Genomic DNA, 22,386 nt, shown 5'->3' with positions numbered 1-22,386 from the left:
TGTGATCGCCAACACATTGGGTGAGATTGTGGCGTGGGGAAACCGGGTCAGGCAGGCCTGACCCCTACAACATCATCCTGCCACCGTAGGGGCGAGGCATGCCTCGCCCGGCCGGCTAACCGATGATCACCCGGTACAGCGAAGTGGTGGCGGTGATATACAGCTCGTTACCGTCCGGGCCGCCAAGGGCGCAGTTCGACACACGTTCAGGCACGGGGATCTTGCCCCGCGTGCGGCCGTGGCTGTCGAAAATAATCACCCCGTCGGCGCAGCTGCAATACAGGTTGCCGCGATGATCCACGCAGAAGCCATCCGGGAAACCGGGAGCAACCTCAGCAAACAGCCGTCCACTGCCCAGTTCCCTGCCGTCGACCGGATAGACCCGCAGCTGGCGTCGGCCCAGCGTAGGGAAGTCGACAATCGACATATCCGCCACGTACAACAGGCTCTCGTCGGGCGAAAAGGCCAGCCCGTTGGGGCGTTGCAGATCGCTGGCGGCGATGGTCAGTTGTCCGCTGGCCGGATCGAAACAGTAGAGGTAACAGCCGATCACCTGGCTGTGCGCGTGATAACCCTCGTCGTCGCTGACGATGCCGTAAGGCGGATCGGTGAACCAGATCGTGCCGTCGGATCGCACTACCACGTCGTTCGGCGAGTTAAAGCGTTTACCGTCGACCTTCTCCACCAGCAGCGTGACGCTGCCGTCGTGCTCCGTTCGGCTGATGGCACGGCGGCCGTGCTCGCAGCTCACCACCCGGCCCTCATTATCACGGGCGTTGCCGTTGGCATAGTGCGAGGGTGAACGCCAGAGACTGACTTCACCGCTGCGCTGCCAGTGGAACATACGGTTGCCTTTCACATCGCTGAAGATCACCGCGTCCTGCTCTGGCAGCCACACCGGTCCTTCGGCCCAGATCGCCGGGGAGCAGAGTGTTTCCAGCCTGAGATCATCGATCTGCATAATGCCTCCGTTACTTCACGCCCCAGATGGTTTTGTAATGTCCCTGGTAGTTGTTCTGCGGGTCGTAATGGTTCTGCGGTCCGCCATCGCTGCCGATATTGTCTTTGGTGATCAGGTGCGCCGGGGTGACATAACCTGACGGCGGTTGCCCGGCGAAGGCGCGGTTAAACTCATCCAGCAACTGCCAGCCGTGCAGTTTCAGTGGCTCGGCCACGGTGCCGATCTGGCTGTCACCGCTGCGGATACGCTGGAAGGCAGAGATCGAGCCATCCCCGGCGGAGATATTAAACGGCGCATTTTTACCGCCTTTCCCTGCGGTTTTCAGCGCCGGGGCCATAAAGTCAAAATAGAGGTCATTGATCGCCAGCGCGTACTGGAACTTATCGCCGTACTTCTGCAACAGGCTGAAGGTCATGGATGGCATACGGTTGGCGGTATCCGCCAGCGGCGTATCGATAAATTCCACCACTTTACAGCCGCTGCATTTCTCAATTTCCTGTTTCATCGCATTGGCCTTGTCCAGCGCGATTTGGTAGAGCGAATCGGTGAAGATCAGCACCTGTGCCTTACCGCCGGACTGTACCACTGCATACTGCGCGGCGAGGCGCGCCACTTCGTTGGAGTCAGAGGTGATGTTGGCGACCACACCATATTTAGCAATCGGTCCTGGCTGCGGTTCCGCGTGCCAGGCCATCAGCACGATTTTTTGCTGGATGGCTTTTTTCAGTGGGATCTTGGCAACGTTCGGGTTCCAGCCACCAATCACGATGCCATCCGGGCGTTGAGCAATGGCCTGGTTAAGTGCCGCCAGCTGATCTTTTACTGAGCCACCGCCGTCGAGGGTTTCCAGCTTCCAGCCGGCGGCAGCGGCGGCTTCACTCAGCCCCTGCTGCACACCCTGTACGCCGCCGTTTTTCATATCCGAGGCGATAAAAATCACCTTCTTATTCTTTTGCAGGACAGGCCCGGTGGTGGGGCCGTCCCATTCGGTGACGCTGGCCGTGGCTTTGGTAATGGCGGCGGTGGCCTGATCGAGGTAGCTGTCGGCCCAGGCGGGCAGCGATCCTGCCAGCAGGGTGCCAAGGGTCAGAGCAAGAAGATGACGTTTCATAGGGTACTCCCTGGAGTGATGGTTTTCTGGTTATTGTCAGGAGTGGTAGCCGGAGTGCTTTGACTGCGCACCACGGCCTTTTGGTTCAGCATCCGGCGGCGCTGAGCGTAACCGGCGAGGGTAATGGAGAGCAGCAGGGTGGCGCCGTTAAACAGCGGTTCTACCCAGAAATCGCCGCCGAACTGCTGGATACCGGCGATGCCGATCGCCAGGATCGCGATCCCCACCACGGTGCCCCAGACGTTCACGCGGCCGGGACGGATGGTGGTGCTGCCGAGGAAGGCACCCACCAGGGCAGGCAGCAGATAATCCATGCCGACGCTGGCCTGGCCGACGCCCTGTTCAGCGGCGATCAGTACGCCGCTGAACCCGGTCAGTACGCTGGAGGCGATAAAGGCGCCGATGGTAAATTTGTTGACGGCAATGCCGTTGAGCCGTGCTGCCGCAGGGTTGCCGCCGACGGCATACATGCAGCGCCCGAGCGGGGTGTGTTCGGTGATCAGCCACAGGATAATGGCCACCGCCAGCACGTAGAAAGCACCTACCGGGATACCGAAGATTTCGGTGTGGTGCAGGGCAGTAAACGCATCAGGCAGGTCGCCGACAATCTGGCGGCCACCGGAGTGCCACAGCGCCACGGCGTACAGCACGGTGCCGGAACCGAGGGTAGCAACGAAGCTGTCAATATCGGCCAGCGCCACCAGAATGCCGTTCAGCAGGCCATAGAGCGCGGAGATCGCCAGCACGGTCAGCACCGCCATCTGCCAGGAGAAGCCATATTCCACCTGCAAGGTGATGGCGAGGATATGCCACAGCACGATACCAAAGCCGACGTTAAGGTCGATTTTGCCGACTATCATCGGAATGGTGGCCGCCAGCGCCAGCAGGGCGATTTTGGCTTTACTGGCAAGGATCGCCTGCAACGTTAGCATGCTGGCGAACGACGGCGAGAGCACGGAAAACAGAATGGTGAGCAGGATACACAGCAGCAGCAGGCCGTAGCGGGTGACGATTTGCATTAACCACGCGGCGGCGCCATGCTCGCCAAGGCTGACCCGCTGTTCCAGCGCGGTCGATTTTACGGATGTTTTGGACATAACAGCTTCTCCTGCCACCGTCGAAGGGTGGCGTTAACAATTCAGACGGTAGCGACAGGGGTTTCGTGACTGGCCGAAGCCAGTTCGAGCAGGTTGGCAAACGTGACCTGGTCATTTTTCAGTTCGCCGACCACCTGACCACGGTTAAACACCAGTGCGCGGTTGCAGATATGGGCAATCTCTTCAAAGTCATTGGAAATCACCAGCACCGCTACACCGTCGGCCAGCGCTTTGTTCAGCAGGTGATAGATCTCTTCGCGTGCGCCGACATCGACGCCTGCGGTGGGGTCTTCGAGGATCAGCAGCGGGGCATTGAGGTGCATCCAGCGTGCCATCACCACTTTTTGCTGGTTACCGCCGGAAAGGGCGCTGATATCCAGGTTGACGTCTTTCGGACGCACATCGAATAGCTGCACTTTCCACCAGCTGGCGCCGATTTCGGCCCGGCGACCGTAGCGTGACAGCAGCGGATGGCCGCTGGCGCAGGGGTTAATAAACAGGTTTTCACGCACGCTCATCGACATCACCAGGCTTTCTCCGGTGCGGTCACCCGCCACCAGCGAGACGCCCGCAGCCATCGCCTGCTGTGGGGACCGGGCGTGATAGTCCTTATCGCGGAACGCAATGGTGCCCCCGCTGCGCTGGCGCAGGCCGAACAGCAGACGGCCAATTTCTTCCTGTCCTGCACCGCGCAGCCCGGCCAGTGCCAGCATTTCGCCGGGTTGCAGGCTGAAGGACACCGGGCCGACTTCATCGATGCGCAGTTCGTTGAGCGTCAGCACCGGAGGTTGCCCTTCGGGCAGCGCTTCACGCTGATCGCCGTCGATGGCTTCTCCGACGATCATTTCCACGAGGTTGCGCAAGTTATATTGCGCCGTCATCCCGCCTGCCACGCGCTTGCCGTCGCGCATCACGCAGACCCGGTCAGCAATCTCAATCACTTCATCCAGACGGTGGGTGACGTAAATCATCCCGACCTTTTTACTTTTCAGGCGGTTGATCACGCTGAACAGATGGCGGACATCGTTGGCGGGCAACGAGGCGGTGGGTTCATCCAGCACCAGCACTTCGGCATTGACGGCCACGGCACGGGCGATCGCCAGCAGGGACTTCTCCGTGCGCGACAGCTCAAACACGCGGGCATCCGGGTCAAGGGCGATACCGACTTCATCCAGCGCAGCCCGTGAACGTTCGCGCACGGCACGCCAGTCAATCAGCCCCAGACGACGGGTAAATCCCATCACCAGCGCCATATTTTCGGCGACCGTCATCCACTCAATCAGCCCGAGATCCTGATGGATAAAGGCGATGGGTTGCTGGCGAGCGGTTTTCAAACTGGCGGCAGAGGCGATGCTGGCGTCGCGAAAGCGAATGTCTCCGCTGTCGCGGCCATAAACGCCGGCCAGTACTTTGATCAGGGTGGATTTTCCGGCACCGTTTTCCCCTAACAGGGCGACCACTTCGCCGGGGAAAACCTCCAGACTGACATCGTTGACGGCGATATTGCCACCGAACCGTTTGGTGATATGGCTCAGCGTAAGAACCGGTGTACCGGGTGTATGCTGCATGACAGCCTCCTGCAACTCCTGGTGAGCATCAAAAGCGGTGACAGCAAGAAAAAACACCGCAATATTCCAATATGCGAAATCAAGTTTCAAAAATACTATTCTCAGTTGGAATGGAAAGCAAAGGCATGGAGGTTTTATTTATCGTTTAAAAACAATGTGTTGTTTTTAATGTTGTGGAATTGTGATGAATAGCTCACTTCTGAACAGGCGTTTTTTGGCAGATTTGTCTCTCAGAAAACACACTGAAACGTCGTTTCATATTCACAGTACGGGATGCATGAGTTACCATCTGGCAACTCCCCGGTGCGGGGCGCGGGAAACTTAGAGGAAGCGTGGATGAGCGTAAAAGCGGATAGCGTGAAGGATGATAAGAAAGACAAGCCGCTGGGGACACAGAGCCTGTTTCGTGGCCTTCAGTTGATTGAACTCTTAAGCAACTACCCGAACGGTTGCCCGCTGGCCCATCTCTCGGAGCTGTCCGGGATGAACAAAAGTACCGTGCACCGGCTGTTGCAGGGGCTGCACAGCAGCGGTTATGTGACGCAGGCCCCTTCGCCGGGCAGCTACCGGCTGACCACCAAGTTTATCTCCGTCGGGCAGAAGGCATTGTCGTCGCTCAACGTGATCCACGTCGCGGCGCCGCACCTGGAAAAACTCAATCTTGAGGTGGGGGAAACGGTGAACTTCTCCAGCCGGGAAGATGACCATGTGATCCTGATTTACAAGCTGGAGCCGACCACCGGGATGATGCGTACCCGTGCCTATATCGGCCAGCATATGCCGCTGTACTGCTCGGCGATGGGCAAAATCTTTATGGCCTGGGGCAGCGAAGAGTACCCGGCGCACTATTGGCAGAGCCATCAGGACACCATTCAGCCCTTGACAAAAAATACCATCACCACGCTGTCGGAAATGCTGGAAGAGTTGAAAAATATTCGCCAGCAGAAGACGGCGATGGACCGTGAAGAGAACGAATTGGGTGTTTCCTGTATTGCTGCCCCGGTGTTTGATATTCAGCAGCGGGTGCCGTTTGCGGTTTCCGTATCATTGCCGACAGCGAAACTCCAGCAGGTCGGGGTGAAGAAACTGATGGCACCCGTGGTGGCCACCGCGAAAGCGATCTCCGCTGAATTGGGTTTTCATGGGTAATGTGGATCGCCCCGTGTTGGTGATGCGCACCACTGGCCGGGCCTGTGTCACTGGCTGACCGAAACACAGGGTCAGCCACCGCGCGTTAGGGGGATCCCTCAGGGCATCTTTATCCAATCCTCAATGTCTCCAGCGCACTCAGCAGCGCATCGACCTTCGGCGTGAGCTGCTTTCTGCGCGGCCAGACCACATACAGCGGCAGGCCTGGCACCGTCAGTTCCGGCAGGAAAGCCACCAGTTCACCACGTGCCAGCTGCTCCTCCATCAGCCAGGTTGCCATCTGCGCTACGCCCAGCCCGGCCATCACCGCTGAACGCTGCGCTTCGCCATCCCCCAGCGCCATCCGGTGCGGCACGGTACGCGTGGTGACACGGCCATCCGGCGAGGTGACATGCCACGGACTGGTGCTGCCGTCGATGCGGTCGTACACAATCGCCCGGTGCTGTTCCAGCGCCTCTAACGACTGCGGTGTGCCGTGTTGCGCCAGATAGTCAGGCGACGCGCAAAAGATCAGCTGTTCACAACCAAGATAGCGTACCGCCAGCGAAGGGGGATAACTGCCTGGCCCGCCGATGCGTACCGCGACATCCACACCCTCTTCAAACAGATCAACAAAGCGGTCCGAGAACGACAGATTAAGCTGCATATCCGGGTGCTGTTGGCAGAAGTGATTGAGCAGCGGCATCATATGCAGGCGGCCAAAAGTGTGCGGAACGGCAACGCGCAGGCGGCCGACAGGGATGGTGCGCTGAGCGGCGAGCACCGATTCGGCTTCGCTCAACTCACCGAGTACGCGGGTGCAGGTGTCGTAGTAGGCTTGCCCGGCATCGGTCAGCGCCAGGCTGCGGGTGGTGCGCTCAAACAGGCGTGAACCGAGGCGCGCTTCCAGCCGCGCCACGCTTTTACTCACGGCCGAGCTGGTCAGATGCAGCCGCTCGGCGGCGGCGGTAAAGCTGCCGCTCTCCACCGTGGCAACAAAAGCCGTGATCCCTTTCAGGCGATCTTCAGATGTAGCCATTCGTTCCTCCAGTTCATGAATACTGTGAATTTATACCTGAGATGGGAATTTAATTCTCTATTAAGCTGAAGGCATCACTGAACAGGAGAGAAATTATGCAGCAACGAGCTTTGATTGTCGGCGTCAGCGGCGTCACCGGAAGTGCCCTGGCAGAACGCCTGCTGGCGCAGGGTTGGCAGGTTTATGGGTTATCACGCGGCCGCACGCCGGTCGCCGCCGGGGTTACCTCGCTAACCGCCGATCTGACCGATGCCCAATCCGTTCAGGCCGCACTCGAAGACGTGGTGGTCGATAAGGTGTTCTTCAGCGCCTGGGCGCGTCAGGAAAACGAGAAAGAGAATATCCGCGTCAACGGTGGCATGGTGCGTCATGTACTGGATGCACTGGGCGACACCCTGAAAGGCGGCCATGTGGCGCTGATCACCGGGCTGAAGCACTATCTCGGTCCGTTTGATGCCTACGGCAAAGGCACGGTGCCGGTGACGCCGTTCCGGGAAGAGCAGGGACGCCAGCCGGTAGAAAACTTCTACTACGCGCAGGAAGATGAAGTCTTTGCCGCCGCAGAAAAATATGGCTGCACCTGGAGCGTTCATCGCCCGCACACGGTGATTGGTTTCGCGGTGGGTAACGCCATGAATATGGGGCAGACGCTGGCGGTGTACGCCACGCTGTGTAAAGCGAGCGGTCAGCCGTTTGTCTTCCCGGGATCACAGGCGCAGTGGCAGGGCGTCAGCGATATGACCGATGCCCGTCTGCTGGCCGACCAGCTGATTTGGGCTGCCACCACGCCTTCAGCGCAAAACCAGGACTACAATGTGGTCAACGGTGATGTGTTCCGCTGGCAGTGGATGTGGGGAGAAATCGCCGGATACTTTGGCCTTGACGCCGCGCCGTTCAACGGTGAGCAGCCGCTGGAAGGACGCATGAACGATGCTGCACAGCAGTGGCAGGAGATTGCCCGCCAGCACAGCCTGAAAGAGAATGATGTGACAAAACTGGCCTCCTGGTGGCACACCGATGCCGATCTCGGTCGCCCGATGGAAGTGTTTACTGATGTCAGCAAAAGCCGCAAAGCCGGGTTTAATGGCTATCAGCCGACGCGAGAAGCCTTTTTTGAACTGTTTGACCGTCTTAAAGCAGAGCAGCTAATCCCGCGCTGACAGGCAACGGTTGTTTCCATTAGGAAACAATCATGGCTTTTTGATGTTTATTGTTGCGCTAAAAACTGGCTGTGGCAGGATGGTTTCAACGGGTGATTACCCACTTAATTTGAACCGAATCCGAACGCAAAGGTGCTGTTATGAACGATAAAGTTGTTAACTGGAATGGTGGCTTACAGCCGGAAGCCGTGAAGATCCTGTCTGCTAACGGCGGCATGATCGTCTGCCCGACCAAAGTGGGCTACATCATCATGACCTCTGATGCCAAAGGTCTGGAGCGCAAGTTTGACGCCAAGCAGCGTAACCGTAACAAGCCAGGCGTGGTGCTGTGTGGTTCTCTGGAACAGCTGAAAGAGCTGGCACAGCTGAACCCGGAAATCGAAGAACTGTATCAGCAGCACTGGGACAAAGATGTTCTGCTGGGCTGCATTCTGCCGTGGAAAGAAGAAGCGGTAGCGCGTATCCCGGATGACGGATCTAAAGAGCTGATGATGGACCGCCGTCAGACCAGCTGCTTCGTGATCAAGTTCGGCGTGCCTGGTGAAAATCTGGCGAAAGAGCTGTGGGAAAACCACGGTAAATTCTCCTTCGCCAGCTCCGCGAACCCATCAGGCAAAGGCAACCGTGGTCTGGTAGAAGGCATTGGCGACCGCATCGAAGCGCACGCAGACCTGATTATTGCTGCCAACGACTACGTGAAATCTATCCAGCCAAACGAGTCTGAGAAGACCCGCTACGAGCAGGGTGTGATGGTCGCGATGGTTGACGATAACGGCAAGCTGGTGCCAGAGCAGAAAGGCGAGCGTAACATCACGCCATGCCCGGTGCTGATCCGTAAAGGTCTGGATGTGGAAAAGATTATGTCGATCATGTCTGACATCTTTACCACCTGGGATTACCGTCACGGCAACTATTATTAATCTCCTTCCGGAGATTAATAAGGGCTGACCGGAAAAGAAGGTCAGCCCCTACATTAATATTTCCCGTAGTGGCCGACCATTATTTTCGGTCGGCCAGTTCCGCCCCTTTCTTCGGCCAATAATATTACTTCTGTAACGCCTTCTGCAAATCCTCAATAAATAATCGCACGCGCGGTGAAATAAAGTTATCACTCTTCACCAGAACGTATGACTTATAAATATCCATTTCCCAGTCGGGTAATATCTGTACCAGTTCTCCCCGTGCAACCGCTTCCTGTGCAATATAATTGGGCAGATAGGCGATGCCGGTTTGTGCCACGGCTGAATTTAATAAAGCGATGCTGTTATTGGCGCGAAAACGGCTGCGGACTTCAATGTCTTTTTTCTGTTTCTCTTTACGGAACGGCAATGAAATAGTGTGGGCCGGGCCGCGAAACAGAATAAAATCATGGCGCGGCAGATCGTCCGGGCTGGCGATGGGATCGATATTCTTCAGATAATCCGGGGCGGCATACAATCCCCAGGCGATATCCAGCAGCGGGCGATAATGGCGGTGGTCGGGCAGCTCACGCGTAATGGCAATGGCGATATCAAAGCCATCATCCTCCAGATTGACCGCGCGATCGGTCAGGTCGAGATCGACACTCACGTGGATATTGCTGGCAACAAAACTGTTCAGCGCCGGGACAATGCACTGGCAACCAAAGGTCACCGGGGCCACCACGCGCAGGCTACCGGTCGGCTCCTCGTGGAACTGGCGGATAAACAGGTCGGCGCTTTTGACTTCATGGAGGATGCGGTAACAGTAGTGATAGTACGTCATGCCAACTTCAGTGACTTGAATCCGCCGCGTGGTGCGTTGCAGCAGTTTTGCCCCGAGGCGCACTTCCAGCGCCGAGATCTCTTTACTCACCGAGGATTTTGCCAGCCCCAGGGCTTTCGCAGCTTCGGTATAGCTTAACGTTTCCACCACTTTGGCAAAAATAATCATCCCGTGCAGGTTTTCAAAATCGCTCATTATTATCCCGGATTGTTCTTGGGCGGAAACAATAGAGGATATTAGCATATTCCACGTTTACCGCGCAGTGAAAAGCGGTAAGGTGATTAAAATTTATTTATTCTTTAATGGCCGAAGTATCACGCAGAGATAATCATCATGGGGCAGACAATCAGTCAGAAAATACTCGCTCGTGCCAGCGGGCGGGAAACTGTCACGCCTGGAGAAATAGTCTGGGCGAAAGTGGATATATTAATGTCGCACGATCCCTGCACGCCGGGCGTCGCCAGTGTATTTAAAAAAGAGTTTGGTGAGCAGGCTAAAATATGGGATGTCGACCGTTTTATTCTTATCCCGGATCACTTTGTTTACTCGGCCGACCCGCAGGCTAATCACAATATTCGTGTGATGCGTGAGTTCGCTCGCGAGCAGAATATTACATATTTCTACGACGTCGGTACGCCACAATATAAGGGTGTTTGCCATATTGGCCTGGCCGAAGGTGGGCATACCCGGCCCGGCGAGGTGTTACTCGGCACCGATTCCCATACGGTTACCGCCGGGGCCTTTGGCTGTTTTGCGGTCGGGCTGGGGATCACCGATGCCGCCTATGCATTGGGGACGGGCGAAATCCCGCTGAAAGTACCCACCACTATTCGCGCCAACTATCACGGCGTCCTGCCTGCTCATGTGCAGGCAAAAGACCTGATCCTGGCGTTGCTGGCAGAGCTGACGGTAGAGGGCGCAACCTATGAAGCGATTGAGTTCGGCGGCAGCGTGATTGATGCGCTGTCGGTGGAAGAGCGTATGACGATGTGCAATATGGTGGTGGAGTGCGGCGGGAAGAACGGCATTATGGTGCCGAACAAGGCAACCCTCGACTATCTGGCGGAACGCACCGATATCCCCTTTAGCGTGGTGACGGCCGATGCGGACGCTGTCTACAGCCGGGTGGTCGAATTCGATGTGACATCCATGCAGCCGCTGGTGGCAAAACCGCACTCACCAGATAACGTGGTGTCGATTGATACGTTGAAGAATGTGGCGATTTCCCAGGCCTATATTGGCTCCTGCACGGGCGGTAAGCTGGCGGATTTTGTCGCTGCCGCACGGGTGATGAAGGGGCGAAAAGTGTCCATTCCCACCTTCGCTGTTCCGGCCACCAAAGAGGTGTTTCATCGTCTGATCACCACGCAGATTGAGGGGCAGTCGGTGTATCAGATCCTTACCGATGCTGGCGTGCAGCTGTCGTCAGAAGCGGGCTGCGCGGCCTGTTGCGGCGGCCCGGCCGATACCTTTGGTCGCGTGCACCAGCCGATTTCAGTGATCTCTACCACCAACCGTAACTTTGTCGGCCGCATGGGGCACAAGCGCGCCACGATCTATCTGGCTTCCCCTTATGCTGTCGCCGCTGCTGCGGTGACCGGCATGATCACCAACCCTGTTGAATTCGGAGTGTAAGCATGGAATCGATCATAAGCGGTGCGGTGTACGTGCTGGGTAACAATATTGATACCGACCAGATCCTGACCGCCGAGTATCTGAAAGTGAACCCTTCCTCGCCGGAGGGCTACGCGCAGCTGGCCTCACTGGCGATGTGCGGTTTGCCGGAAGGCGCGCTGCCGTTTATCGACGCGCAGAGCGGGCGTTCTGCGTACCCCATTATTGTGGCGGGGAAAAACTTTGGCTGCGGTTCATCGCGTGAGCACGCCGTGATGGCGCTGGGAGCGGCCGGTGTGCAGGCAGTGATTGCCCAGTCTTATGCTCGCATCTTTTTCCGCAACTGCGTGGCGACAGGCGAACTGCTACCTGTCGCTACGGCAGCGCCGCTTTATCAGCAATTGCAAACCGGCGACCGGGTGAGTATTGATACCGTCAGTCAGACGGTGACCGTGCTGGCAACGGGTGAGCAGCGGGCAATTGATCCGGTGGGAGAATTGGCGAATATCATTGATGCGGGCGGGTTGTTTGCCTATGCGCGCGCCAGTGGGCGCATTCGTACCGGGTAACGCGGGGAGCGGTGGACGAAGCCTGCACAGAGGCTTCGTCCGGGAACGGGCGGGATTATTTCGCTGAAATTGCCAGCGCACCACCGGCAAAGACAAACAGGCTGCCGGTAGAACGGTTGAGGATGCGCAGGCGGCGTGCGTTGGAGAACACGCCTGACAGGCGGCGTCCGGCGCAGGCGTAGCTGAACATAATGCTGAGATCCAGCACCGCCCAGGTGATGGCCAGCGTGGCAAACTGCGCCGCATGTGGCTGGCTGGCATCAACAAAGTTCGGGAACAGCGCCGCGAAGAACAGCAGATCTTTCGGGTTACTGATGCCAACCATAAAACCTTTGCGGAACAGGCGTAATGCACCCGGTGCCTCTTCCAGCTCCGTGGCGCTCACCGCAGTGGGTTCGCTGTTATCACGCCAGGCCGCAATGCCCAGCCAGATCAGATACGCAGCACCGACCACTTTCAGCACGGTAAAGGCGGTGGTGGACGCCGCCAGGATGGCACCCAGGCCCAGCGCAGAGGCGGTCATCAGCATCATCGCGGCCAGCACGCCGCCGGTCACCGTTGCCAGTGCCTGTTTACGACCGTAGCGCAGGCCGTGGGTCATGCTGATCAGGGCCGAAGGGCCGGGAATGGCAATCAGTGCAGCAATCACACCGGTATAAGCCAGCCAGAGTTGAAGCGTCATTACATAATCCTTTCTGGTTATCACCCTCAGCCTGAGGGCGGTGGGTCTGTTCTTTTCGTCAAATTACGAAGGTGCAATAGTTTATTTTCCCGGCAATGAGAAGTAAATCACAGTTGGGAAATATTCCTGCCGCGCGGGCTGTCAGCGATTCAGTACATGCTCCCCAACCCCGGGTTTCAGACGCAGGCTGTCGATCAACGCCAGCAGTGAAAGCGCGGTCACCGCAATAAAGGCCCAGGAGAAATCGGCCGCCAGAGGCTGCGGATTATCCTGCCAGGCCATTGAGGCGCGCAGCGCCAGCGCCGCAAAGGCCACACCAGCCGCCTGACTGAACTGAAAGAACATGCTGAACAGCGTGGAGGCGGCGCTCATCTGTGGCGACGGTACATCGGCAAAGCCCAGTGAGTTGTAACAGGTAAACTGCATGGATCGTGACATGCCGCCGATAAACAGCACCAGCGCCAGCAGCGGATAAGGCAGCTCCGGGGTGATAATGGCGCATACCGCGATAGCGGCGGTGCTCAGCACGCCATTGACCAGCAGTACGCGGCGGAAGCCCCAGCGGCGCATTACCGCCGTGGTAAAGGGCTTCATCGCCAGGTTTCCGGCAAAGACCCACAGCACCAGCACGCCGGCCTCTACCGCCGACAGACCAAAACTCACCTGAAACATCATCGGCAGCAAAAACGGGATAGCATTAATCGCCGCACGAAACAGGGAACCGCCGAGCAGGGTGCTGCGGAAGGTGGCAATGGTCAGGTTATCAAGCGGCAACATCGGTGAGTCGCTCTGCTGGCCGTGCCGCCATGCCAGCCAGGTGCAGGTGCTCCCGAGCAGCAGCAGCAGGGTACCGTGCAGTAACGCGCCCTGTCCCAGCCACTCCAGCCCGGTGATCAGTGCGGCGCAGGCCATCGCGGTCAGCAGAAAACCGCGCAGATCGAAGCGCCCGGGTTGCCCGGTTATCCCTGGCGGGATCAGCCAGAAGGTGGCGATCAGTGCGATGATGCCAAGCGGGATATTGAGCCAGAAAATCCACGGCCAGTGGCCGAGCGAGACGATCAACCCGCCCAGCGGAGGGCCAAGCACCGGGGCAATCAGTCCGGGCCAGGTAATAAAGGCGATCATCTTCACCAGATCCTGTTTGGTGGTGATGCGCAGCACCAGCAGGCGGCCAACCGGCACCATCAGCGCGCCGCCTATTCCCTGCAATACCCGGCTGAAGGTAAATATCGACAGTGAGTCACTGATGCCGCACAGCAGAGAAGCGAAGGTAAACAGCACGATGGCGGCCGCGAAAATGCGCCGTGCGCCAAAGCGATCGGCCAGCCAGCCGCTGAGCGGAATACCAACCGCGACGGCCAGCAGGTAGGCGCTGATGCCGACATTCATGGCGATGACGCTGACAGAAAAATCCTGCGCCATCTGCGGCAGCGCGGTGGCGATCACCGTGGCATCCAGGTTCTCCATAAAGAAAGTGACGGCGACCAGCAGAGCGATCCACTGCGTGCGAGCGGGTGCTGCAACCGTGGACAAGGGGTTTTCCATCAGGACTCCATCTGGGTATTGTCTGAATTAGACAAAAAATGACCCAATCCTCAACTTTTACAAGCCCGTAACATAACAGTGCGGGCGCACCAGGCACAGCTGCGTATCGTGCGTCAGTGGAAAAATACGCTAATCTTCTGTAAGGATTGAAGAATGCGGCTAAAAAAGCCAGGTAATCCGTTTTTGCCTTTTTTTGCCACCAGCGCCGTTAACCTGCTGTAATTTGGCGATTAATGAACACGATATTCAAAAATAAAAATGCAATGAACCCATGAATGAAAAATGGCAATTTTCATTTTTATTGTCAATGAATTTGGCTTATTTACCCTTCTGTTTATTTTTTGAAATATCTGTTCATTAAGAGTAATGGAAACATCGGGTTGCGCGCTGAGACTGCGGTACTATAATAGCAATCTAACTTATCCAGCGACTTTGCCAGATTATTCGGCATCAGGAGGTTCTTATCACTTTTAACCAAAACGAAGCGATGATTGACAATAACCATACTGAATATGAAGCCTGGTATGATGATTATGAGGCTGGGCCTGAGTCCGGGGTCGAGCCACAGCCGGAGCCGATCCGTGGGCTACCTGCGTCCGATATTCTCACCCCTTCAGACCGCTATCAGGAGCTGTTCGAAGTAGTGCAGATGTCGCGTATTTTCTCCGACAGTAAAACCTTTGCCGACTGCGCGCCAAGGTTTGAACCGGAACGCATTCTTTATCGTTATTATCTGGCGCGTGAGCGGGATGATTTTAATCTGCTGGAATTCGTGCTGGAGCATTTCGAGCTGCCGCGTGCCCACGATAGCCGCTATGTTTCCGACCCGGAAAACAGCATCGAACAGCATATTGATGCGCTATGGCCGGTATTAACCCGCCAGCCGGAAAAACACTGCGAGTTTTCATCCCTGCTGCCGCTGCCGAAACCCTATGTGGTGCCGGGCGGGCGCTTTGGTGAAACTTACTACTGGGATTCCTATTTCAGCATGCTGGGCTTTGCTGCCGCCGGGCGTGGCGATCTGATGCACAACATGGCCGACAACTTTGCGTGGATGATTGATAAATACGGGCATATTCCTAACGGTAACCGTACCTATTACCTCAGCCGTTCGCAGCCGCCGGTGTTTGCCATGATGGTGGAGTTGTTCGAAAAGAATGATATCCATGAAGCACAGCACTACCTGCCACAGCTGAAAAGCGAGTATGCGTTCTGGATGGACGGCGAGGGCGATCTCTCTCCAAATCAGGCGTATCGCCACGTGGTGATGCTGCCCGATGGTTCGGTGCTGAACCGCTACTGGGATGACCGGGATACGCCGCGTGACGAGTCCTGGGTGGAAGATGTGGAAACCGCGCGTCGGTCATCACGCCCGTCCAGCGAGGTGTACCGCGACCTGCGTGCCGGAGCGGCATCCGGCTGGGACTTCACCTCGCGCTGGCTGGCTGAACCTGGCCGTCTGGAAAGCATCCAGACCACCAGCATTGTGCCGGTTGACCTGAATGCCTTCCTCTACAAGCTGGAAACCACCATTGCCCGCCTGTCGGCCAGTAAAGGCGAGCAGGAGACCGCAGACCATTATCAACAGCTGGCGCTGCGCCGCCGTGGCGTCGTGGATAAGTATCTGTGGGAAGAAGAAACCGGCCTGTATCGCGATTACAACTGGCGAGAAGGGGAGAAAGCCGCCTTCTCCGCAGCGGCGGTGACGCCAGTGTATGTGGGGATGTCGAGCCTGGAGCAGGCAACGCGCACGGCGAAAGCGGTGCGTGACCATCTGCTGGCACCGGGCGGTATGCTGTGCAGCATGGAAGTGACGGGTGAGCAGTGGGACAGCCCGAACGGCTGGGCACCGATGCAGTGGCTGGCAGTAAAAGGCTTCAGCAGTTACGGCGATGACGCGCTGGCGGAGGAGATTGCCACCCGCTGGCTGACGACCGTCGACACCACCTGGCAGCAGCATCACAAGCTGGTGGAGAAATACAACATCAGCGGTGATGCCGCGCTACTCGGCGGCGGTGGTGAATACCCGTTGCAGGATGGCTTCGGCTGGACCAACGGCGTGACGCGCCGTCTGCTTGAGTTGTACCCACGACGCTGAGATAAGAGGGTGGCCGCCCGGCCACCCTCATCGACGTCTACCCGATAAAACCGCGCATTATAAAACGGGCTTATTACCCCTCGCCTGCCATAAGACAAAAGCCTTATTTCTCCATGAAAAATCATGCTATTACTTGGGGATAACCCGCATGATGATCCCGGAGATCCTGAGATGAAAAAACTGACCCTGACCGCGCTGGCTTTGCTGGCGGGATTTAGCGCTTCGGCTCTGGCCGCAGACGAGCTGCGCTTTGGCGTTGACCCGACGTTCCCCCCGTTTGAATCCAAGGCTGCTGACGGATCGTTGCAGGGATTTGATATTGATATGGGTAATGCCATCTGCCAGCAGATGAAAGTGAAATGTGTCTGGGTACAAACCGGTTATGACGGCATTATCCCGGCGTTACAGGCGCGGAAGTTTGACGCCATCCTGTCAGCCATGGCGATGACCGAAAAACGCCGTGAGCAGGTGGCCTTCACCGATATGCTGTACAACACGCCGAGCGCGTTGCTGACCCGTAAAGACAGCAAGCTGATGCCGGAACTGGCATCGCTGAAAGGCAAAACCGTTGGCGTGGCGCAGGGCACCACTCAGGAAGGCTTTGCGAAAAGCGTCTGGGGCAGCCAGGGCGTGCAGGTGGTGAGCTATCCGAACCAGTCGGAAATCTACCCGGACCTGGCGTCGGGCCGTCTTGATGCCACCTTTACCAGTGCCGCAGCGGCGGAGTCCGGCTTCCTGAAAACGCCGCAGGGCGCGGAGTATCATATCGCCGGAAAACCGCTGTATGACCCGAAATACTTCGGCGAAGGTGTGGGGATCGGCCTGCGTAAAGACGACGGTGCTCGCATCGCCAAAATTAACGCTGCGATGGCTGAACTGCACAAAAACGGCACCTACGATCGCCTGGCGAAGCAGTATTTCAGCTTCGATGTTTATCACCGCCCGGAGTAAGCGATGACGTTAACGACACTGCCTGATTTTCGCCAGCAGCGCGCACGATTTCTGGCGGCAGTAGGGGCGCTGGGAGGCGCTGTCACCAGCTATCCGCATCCGCTGAGCGGCCCGCAGGGCGAAGCGCTGTCGACCGATGTGGCGGTGATTGGCCGCGGGGATGCCCCGCAGGTGATGCTGGTGGTTTCCGGCACTCACGGCGTGGAAGGGTATTACGGCTCCGACAGCCAGATCGCCTGGCTGGAAGGGCTGGATGGCAGCACCCTGCCGCAGGATGTGGCGCTGGTGCTGGTGCATCTGATCAATCCGTGGGGCACCGCCTGGCTGCGGCGGGTCAACGAAGACAACGCCGACCTGAACCGTAACTTTATCGACTTCTCGGGCGATGTGCCGTCTAACCCGGCGTATCCGGCGCTGCACAGTATCTATACCTGCCGTGACCTGGACGGTGCAGAGCGTGCGGCCGCCGATGTGCAGATGGCACTGAAGTGCGCGGAGATCGGCTGGGATGGCGTAAAGCGCATTGTAGAAGCCGGGCAGTATCAGTTCGCGGACGGCATCTTTTACGGCGGTAGCGAGGCCAGCTGGTCACAGCAAACGCTGCGCCAGATTATCGCCAATCATCTGCAAATGGCGCGGCGTATTATCAGCTTCGATCTGCATACCGGTGCCGGGGCTTACGGTCATCCGATGCTGCTGGCGATTGCGCAGCACCCTTACCCGGCGCTTAATGAGGCGAAACGCCTGTTTGGCGAGTGGCTGACGGTGATTATCACCGGGGCCAGCGGGGAGAGTGACACTGGCGTGACGGCGACTGCCACCGGCTATCTGTCGCAGTTTATGCTGGATCAACTGCCAGAGACTGAACTGCTACAGCTGGTGGTGGAGTGCGGGACTTACGACGGCCGCGATATGCACCGTCGCGTGCGTGATGACCACTGGCTGCATCTGTACGGTGACCCGGACAGTGAACAGGGAAAACGGGTGAAGCAGCAGCTGTTTGACGGGTTTTACCCGGCCGATCCGGACTGGCGGGCGCTGGTAGCACTGCGCACCCGACAGATTTTCCAGCGCGGCTGGGACGCCTTACAGCAGTGAAATTACAGGCGCCCGTAGAAGGTCATGCGGGCGCTTTCTGACAGCGAGACATCCGGCTGGGCATTGTACGCCAGCACCACCAGCATACGCGTTGTGTCCCCTTCCGTTGGCGTGACGCGGTGCAGGGCATTACGCCCCCTGAACAGCACCAAATCCCCCGGCTCAATCGCCAGTTTTTCTACCGGATGCTCACCGTCCAGCACCGCCTCAACGCCACTGAAGTTCATCTCTCCGGCTTCCGCATTGCGCAGATGGCTGACGTATTCAAATACGCCGCCTGCTTCGGGTTTCTGGATCAGCAGCGTAATCGCGAAGGAGGAGTTGTCAAAGTGCCAGCCCAGTTCCTGCCCTGCGTGTGCGTAGTGCAGATTAATCGACGACAGGCTGTCGGCATAGGGGAACAGCTGCTGCTCTTCCAGCACGCCGCAAAGAAATGCTTTGAACGCGTCCGCGTCGTACAGCGTACGCAGGGCAGAGTCCGCCGGGATCTCTTCATCGGTAATGCAGCCTTTCGACGAAACCACCTGGCGGTTACGCGGGTGATCGGCGGCAAAGGCATCGTCCGGTTTTTGCAAATAGACGTTATGCTGGCTGCTGGCATAAAACGCCAGATGCTGGTTATCGTCCCCTTCCTGCTTGATCGCGGCCAGCGCGGCAGGGGTTAAAAAACCACGCAGCACCAGCGCGCCCGCGGCAGCCAGCTGCTGCTGGCATGTTGCAGTGTAACCTGCATCGGTAATCGGGTGAGCACTCAGGTTAAGCAGGGAAGCTAGAGGATTCATCAGGGTCTCGTTGGCAGAAAAGCAGGTTATTCACTGTACGATGACGCTGTGTCCTGTACTACTGATTTTTCGGACTTTTTAGCGCTTTTTTCAGGCAAAAAAAAAAGAACCTGGCGATAAGCCAGATTCTTTTTCTTGTTCCCGACATCGCGGTAACGATGTGAAGAACGGTACCACGTATACGTCCTAACGATGCGATGTTAGTACGTTATGTGAGCATGGTCAATATAAGAACGGTACTAAATCATCACGTCAGGGATTATAATCCTGTCGTTTGTTCGAGACGATAATGGTCATTTTGCAGGTGGCATTGGGGACGATTTACTCCCGATCGGTAACAGGTGGTGCTGTCCGATTTGCCTCCACCTGAAGAGTGCCATGTATACGTCCTAACAAACCGTATAACGCCAACAGGGGAAAATGGAAAGGCACTGATGGCGCTGTGCGCACTCTCTCACAAGGAGCGTGCTGAGTGGTAATTGCAGAAGCTATCTTGCTGGCGTTGAATATCCTTCTCGCTGGCTTGCAAATTATCGTTGCTGTAAGGCAACTGACCAGTAGACAGTAAGGACACTGGAACTCTGATCAAAGGCGAAGTTACCTCTTCGCCTTTTTTCATGTCTGTGGCCCGTAGCGAATAATACGATAGATATATTGGCGTGGGATCATAAAAAATACTGTCATAACGGTATCTTGCACTGCACTATTTGTCATATTTTAGTCGGTTCTGTATAGCAGCCATACAAGGGAATGAAAAAATGAAAATACGGTTATTTGACGATCAGGAAGCCCTCAGCCAGCAGGCGGCGGCGGATATTTTTACTGAGCTGAACAGCGGCGGGCGTATTAACTTTGCCCCGACCGGCGGTTCTTCGCCATTGCGGCTGTATCAGCACCTGGTCGCGCGGTTGCGGGCGGAAAACGCCGGGCAGCAGGTGCACTATTATTTGCAGGATGACGTTCCGCTGCGCGGTCATGAGCAGGAGCCAGGGGTGATTTATCAGCATATTGACCGGCATCTGCTGGCCCCGGCGGGTATCCCGCCACAGCGCATCCATCCGTTAACCCTGGCCAATGCTGCGCAGCAGGATGCCGCGATTGCCGCTGACGGCGGGCTGGATCTGCTGCTGCTGGGCGTTGGTCAGGACGGACATATCGCCGCGAACCTGCCGGGCACGCCTTTTGACACGCTGACGCGCGAAATTGAGGTCGACCGCTGCCACGGTGTGCTGATGGCGGCTTTAGTGCAGGAAGTGGGATCGGAGGAAAATGTTCCCGACAGCTACCTGAGTTTTGGCATTCACACCATTATGCAGGCGCGGCACATCAGGGTGCTGATCAACGGTGAGAACAAAGCGGAGGTGGTACGACGGATGCTGATGGAGCCGCCTGTGGAAGCGCTGCCCGCCTCAATATTACAGCGCCACGCCAACTGCACGTTGTATCTCGATGCGGCGGCGGCACGACTGCTGGATGCGGACTGGCTGGCGGCCCGCGCAGAACGTTAATACCCGCGACTAAGGGCGACCAGATCAACCTGTTTTAGCAACGAGTGAAGTGGGGCGAACAGCGGCTGCGGCAGTGCCGCTGGATCACACCACTGCCAGCCTTCACATTTGTCCGGCTCCAGACACTCCGGGGTGCCACTGGCGTGGTATGCCAGCATAAACAGCGTGACATAGTGCTTCTGTTCGGCCGGGAAAATATCGTTGGTAAACGGCCCGGCGATACAGTCACCCATGACTAACCCGCACTCTTCCAGCACTTCACGCGCCGCACACTGCTGCGGTGTTTCCCCAAATTCGAGATGCCCGCCGGGTGCAGACCAGTCGCCTGCGCCGTGGCTGCCTTTACGTTTGCCCAGTAATAACCGGCCATCACGGAAAATTAAAACCCCGACGCCAATACGTGGTGGTGACATGTTTCTCTCCCTCAGTGATTTCCGGCGGGTCACGGTGGTGTGGCCCGCCGGAAAGCGCACTATAAAGCAGCCAGATCGGTTTGTGAAAAGAAACGCGATGGCAGGTTAACGGAACAGTTTCTGGACGAATTCAGCATAGGCCGGTCGCCAGACGTCCATTTCGTGCCCCAGCTTCGGCCAGACATGATAATCAAACTTCACGCCTTTCTCTTCAAGCTGTCGCTTCAGCCCGGCGATATCTTTACCGGTTATGGTGTCGTTCTCGCCCACCACAACGGTAAAGTTTTTCAACTGACGGTTAATCTGATCCGGTTTTTCCAGCTGTGCCGCTACCTTGTCATTCGGCACGGTACTGGTGCTGACGCCGCTCAGGGTCGCCAGCGCACTGAAACTGTCCAGATGACTAAGACCGGATACCAGCGCCTGATATCCTCCCTGCGACAAACCGGCCAGTGCGCGTCCGTTCGCATCATGGCGCACATTAAAACGCTGGTTAATCAGCGGGATAATATCGTGGATCAGTTCACGGTCAGCCGCCGCCGCATTCAGCGGGTAGAACAGCTTACGGCGATCCTGTGGCACATACTCTTCCGGCGTGGTGGTGGCGGTATCGGTTTCGGTATCCGGGATCACCACCAGCATAGGTTTGATTTTCCCCTCTGCCAGCAGGTTATCCATCATTTCCGGCACGCGGCCCTGATCGATGGCCGAACGCAGGCTGTCCCCAAAGCCATGATAGAAATAGAGCACCGGCAGCGGTGCTCCTTTGCCGTCATAGCCCGGCGGCGTCCAGACCGCCACCTGACGCTCGCGCTTCAACTGCGGAGAGTGATAAGTCAGCGTGCGCAGTTCGCCATGAGGCACATTGCGCACGTCGAGAAGACTGCCCGGCACCAGGATCAGGCTGGTATTCACCTGGCGCTGAGGTTTGGCATACGCCGTACCGGTATCGATACTGCGGAAACCATCCACACTGAAGAAGTACTCATACAGATTGGGTGCCTGCACCGCCGAGCGGAAACTCCAGATCCCGCTGGCATCCTTCACCATCGGATGCGAAACATAGCTGTCCGGCGTGGCCCCGGTAAACACCGAGACTTTTTTCGCCTGCGGGGCGAACAGCCGGAAGGTGATGCTGCGATCCGCATTTACCTGGGTCACGTATTCCTTCACCGCCCGGTCCTGCGGCGGGAATACAGGGAAATCAGCGGGCAGCGTCGCGGAAAAGACCGGGAGCGATGCCCCCAGTACCAGCCCGGACAGCAACAGTGCAACGGCAGACTTCTTCATCAGTTATTTCCTTATCGGTTAAGAAAATC

General features: G+C 57.3%; 20 protein-coding genes. 9 read left to right on the top strand and 11 right to left on the bottom strand.

Annotation, left to right across the window (positions count from 1 at the left end; translation table 11 throughout):
* Positions 1–115: 115 nt before the first annotated feature.
* From ACFL9S_RS09145 to ACFL9S_RS09130, 4 genes are read right to left on the bottom strand one after another with little or no spacing between them, the layout of a single operon-like run.
* Positions 116–961, bottom strand: a complete 846-nt coding sequence (locus ACFL9S_RS09145) for an SMP-30/gluconolactonase/LRE family protein (protein ID WP_405261536.1) — start codon at positions 959–961, stop codon at positions 116–118.
* A gap of 10 nt (positions 962–971) precedes the next feature.
* On the bottom strand, positions 972–2,072 hold the full coding sequence (locus ACFL9S_RS09140) for a substrate-binding domain-containing protein (RefSeq protein WP_405261535.1): 1,101 nt from the start codon (positions 2,070–2,072) through the stop codon (positions 972–974).
* On the bottom strand, positions 2,069–3,169 hold the full coding sequence (locus tag ACFL9S_RS09135) for an ABC transporter permease (RefSeq protein ID WP_405261534.1): 1,101 nt from the start codon (positions 3,167–3,169) through the stop codon (positions 2,069–2,071). The genes ACFL9S_RS09140 and ACFL9S_RS09135 overlap by 4 nt, the downstream gene beginning before the upstream one ends.
* Before the next feature lie 41 nt (positions 3,170–3,210).
* Entirely contained in the window at positions 3,211–4,737 is a 1,527-nt protein-coding gene (locus tag ACFL9S_RS09130) for a sugar ABC transporter ATP-binding protein (RefSeq protein ID WP_405261533.1), read from the bottom strand.
* Between the two features lie 336 nt (positions 4,738–5,073).
* On the opposite strand from ACFL9S_RS09130, the gene ACFL9S_RS09125 reads away from it, so the two are divergent.
* A complete protein-coding gene (locus ACFL9S_RS09125) occupies positions 5,074–5,886 on the top strand; it encodes an IclR family transcriptional regulator (protein WP_405261532.1) in 813 nt (270 codons plus the stop codon).
* Between the two features lie 109 nt (positions 5,887–5,995).
* Here ACFL9S_RS09125 and ACFL9S_RS09120 read toward each other — a convergent pair whose 3' ends face one another.
* Entirely contained in the window at positions 5,996–6,904 is a 909-nt protein-coding gene (locus tag ACFL9S_RS09120; RefSeq protein WP_405261531.1) for a LysR family transcriptional regulator, read from the bottom strand.
* A gap of 95 nt (positions 6,905–6,999) precedes the next feature.
* Here ACFL9S_RS09120 and ACFL9S_RS09115 point away from each other — a divergent pair, with 95 nt between their 5' ends.
* Positions 7,000–8,064, top strand: coding sequence for an SDR family oxidoreductase (locus ACFL9S_RS09115; RefSeq protein ID WP_405261530.1), 1,065 nt, complete (start codon positions 7,000–7,002; stop codon positions 8,062–8,064).
* Between the two features lie 140 nt (positions 8,065–8,204).
* Complete coding sequence (locus ACFL9S_RS09110) at positions 8,205–8,984, top strand: L-threonylcarbamoyladenylate synthase (protein ID WP_405261529.1); 780 nt, start codon at positions 8,205–8,207, stop codon at positions 8,982–8,984.
* Between the two features lie 124 nt (positions 8,985–9,108).
* Here the strand turns inward: ACFL9S_RS09110 and ACFL9S_RS09105 are convergent, their stop codons facing one another.
* Complete coding sequence (locus ACFL9S_RS09105; protein ID WP_405261528.1) at positions 9,109–10,002, bottom strand: LysR family transcriptional regulator; 894 nt, start codon at positions 10,000–10,002, stop codon at positions 9,109–9,111.
* Positions 10,003–10,140: 138 nt separating this feature from the next.
* Here ACFL9S_RS09105 and ACFL9S_RS09100 point away from each other — a divergent pair, with 138 nt between their 5' ends.
* The gene (locus tag ACFL9S_RS09100; RefSeq protein ID WP_405261527.1) at positions 10,141–11,442 is read left to right on the top strand and encodes an aconitase/3-isopropylmalate dehydratase large subunit family protein; all 1,302 of its coding nucleotides are present in this window, start codon (positions 10,141–10,143) and stop codon (positions 11,440–11,442) included.
* A 2-nt stretch (positions 11,443–11,444) separates the two neighbouring features.
* Positions 11,445–11,990: a 3-isopropylmalate dehydratase gene (locus ACFL9S_RS09095; RefSeq protein WP_405261526.1), complete on the top strand. Its 546-nt coding sequence runs from the start codon at positions 11,445–11,447 to the stop codon at positions 11,988–11,990.
* Between the two features lie 55 nt (positions 11,991–12,045).
* Here the strand turns inward: ACFL9S_RS09095 and ACFL9S_RS09090 are convergent, their stop codons facing one another.
* Both ACFL9S_RS09090 and ACFL9S_RS09085 read right to left on the bottom strand, forming a co-directional pair.
* Positions 12,046–12,672: a LysE family translocator gene (locus tag ACFL9S_RS09090; protein WP_405261525.1), complete on the bottom strand. Its 627-nt coding sequence runs from the start codon at positions 12,670–12,672 to the stop codon at positions 12,046–12,048.
* A gap of 141 nt (positions 12,673–12,813) precedes the next feature.
* On the bottom strand, positions 12,814–14,217 hold the full coding sequence (locus tag ACFL9S_RS09085; RefSeq protein ID WP_405261524.1) for an MFS transporter: 1,404 nt from the start codon (positions 14,215–14,217) through the stop codon (positions 12,814–12,816).
* 463 nt (positions 14,218–14,680) lie between these two features.
* On the opposite strand from ACFL9S_RS09085, the gene treF reads away from it, so the two are divergent.
* The 3 genes from treF (at position 14,681) to ACFL9S_RS09070 (ending at position 18,364) form a co-directional block, all read left to right on the top strand.
* Positions 14,681–16,315: an alpha,alpha-trehalase TreF gene (treF, locus tag ACFL9S_RS09080; protein ID WP_405261597.1), complete on the top strand. Its 1,635-nt coding sequence runs from the start codon at positions 14,681–14,683 to the stop codon at positions 16,313–16,315.
* A gap of 171 nt (positions 16,316–16,486) precedes the next feature.
* On the top strand, positions 16,487–17,266 hold the full coding sequence (locus tag ACFL9S_RS09075) for an ABC transporter substrate-binding protein (protein WP_405261523.1): 780 nt from the start codon (positions 16,487–16,489) through the stop codon (positions 17,264–17,266).
* A 3-nt stretch (positions 17,267–17,269) separates the two neighbouring features.
* Complete coding sequence (locus tag ACFL9S_RS09070; protein ID WP_405261522.1) at positions 17,270–18,364, top strand: DUF2817 domain-containing protein; 1,095 nt, start codon at positions 17,270–17,272, stop codon at positions 18,362–18,364.
* 2 nt (positions 18,365–18,366) lie between these two features.
* On the opposite strand, the gene ACFL9S_RS09065 is transcribed toward ACFL9S_RS09070, so the two are convergent.
* On the bottom strand, positions 18,367–19,146 hold the full coding sequence (locus ACFL9S_RS09065) for a 2OG-Fe(II) oxygenase (protein WP_405261521.1): 780 nt from the start codon (positions 19,144–19,146) through the stop codon (positions 18,367–18,369).
* A gap of 758 nt (positions 19,147–19,904) precedes the next feature.
* Between ACFL9S_RS09065 and ACFL9S_RS09060 the strand changes: the two genes are divergently transcribed.
* Positions 19,905–20,654, top strand: coding sequence for a 6-phosphogluconolactonase (locus ACFL9S_RS09060; protein ID WP_405261520.1), 750 nt, complete (start codon positions 19,905–19,907; stop codon positions 20,652–20,654).
* On the opposite strand, the gene ACFL9S_RS09055 is transcribed toward ACFL9S_RS09060, so the two are convergent.
* Together ACFL9S_RS09055 and ACFL9S_RS09050 are read right to left on the bottom strand one after the other, a co-directional pair.
* On the bottom strand, positions 20,651–21,067 hold the full coding sequence (locus ACFL9S_RS09055) for an NUDIX hydrolase (protein WP_405261519.1): 417 nt from the start codon (positions 21,065–21,067) through the stop codon (positions 20,651–20,653). The two genes, ACFL9S_RS09060 and ACFL9S_RS09055, sit on opposite strands and share 4 nt — an antisense overlap.
* A gap of 105 nt (positions 21,068–21,172) precedes the next feature.
* The gene (locus ACFL9S_RS09050; RefSeq protein WP_405261518.1) at positions 21,173–22,357 is read right to left on the bottom strand and encodes an alpha/beta hydrolase-fold protein; all 1,185 of its coding nucleotides are present in this window, start codon (positions 22,355–22,357) and stop codon (positions 21,173–21,175) included.
* Positions 22,358–22,386 lie beyond the last annotated feature (29 nt).

This window comes from Erwinia sp. AnSW2-5 (genome assembly GCF_045107195.1).
Classification (GTDB): Bacteria; Pseudomonadota; Gammaproteobacteria; order Enterobacterales; family Enterobacteriaceae; genus Erwinia.
This window is presented reverse-complemented; position numbering and strand designations above follow the sequence as displayed.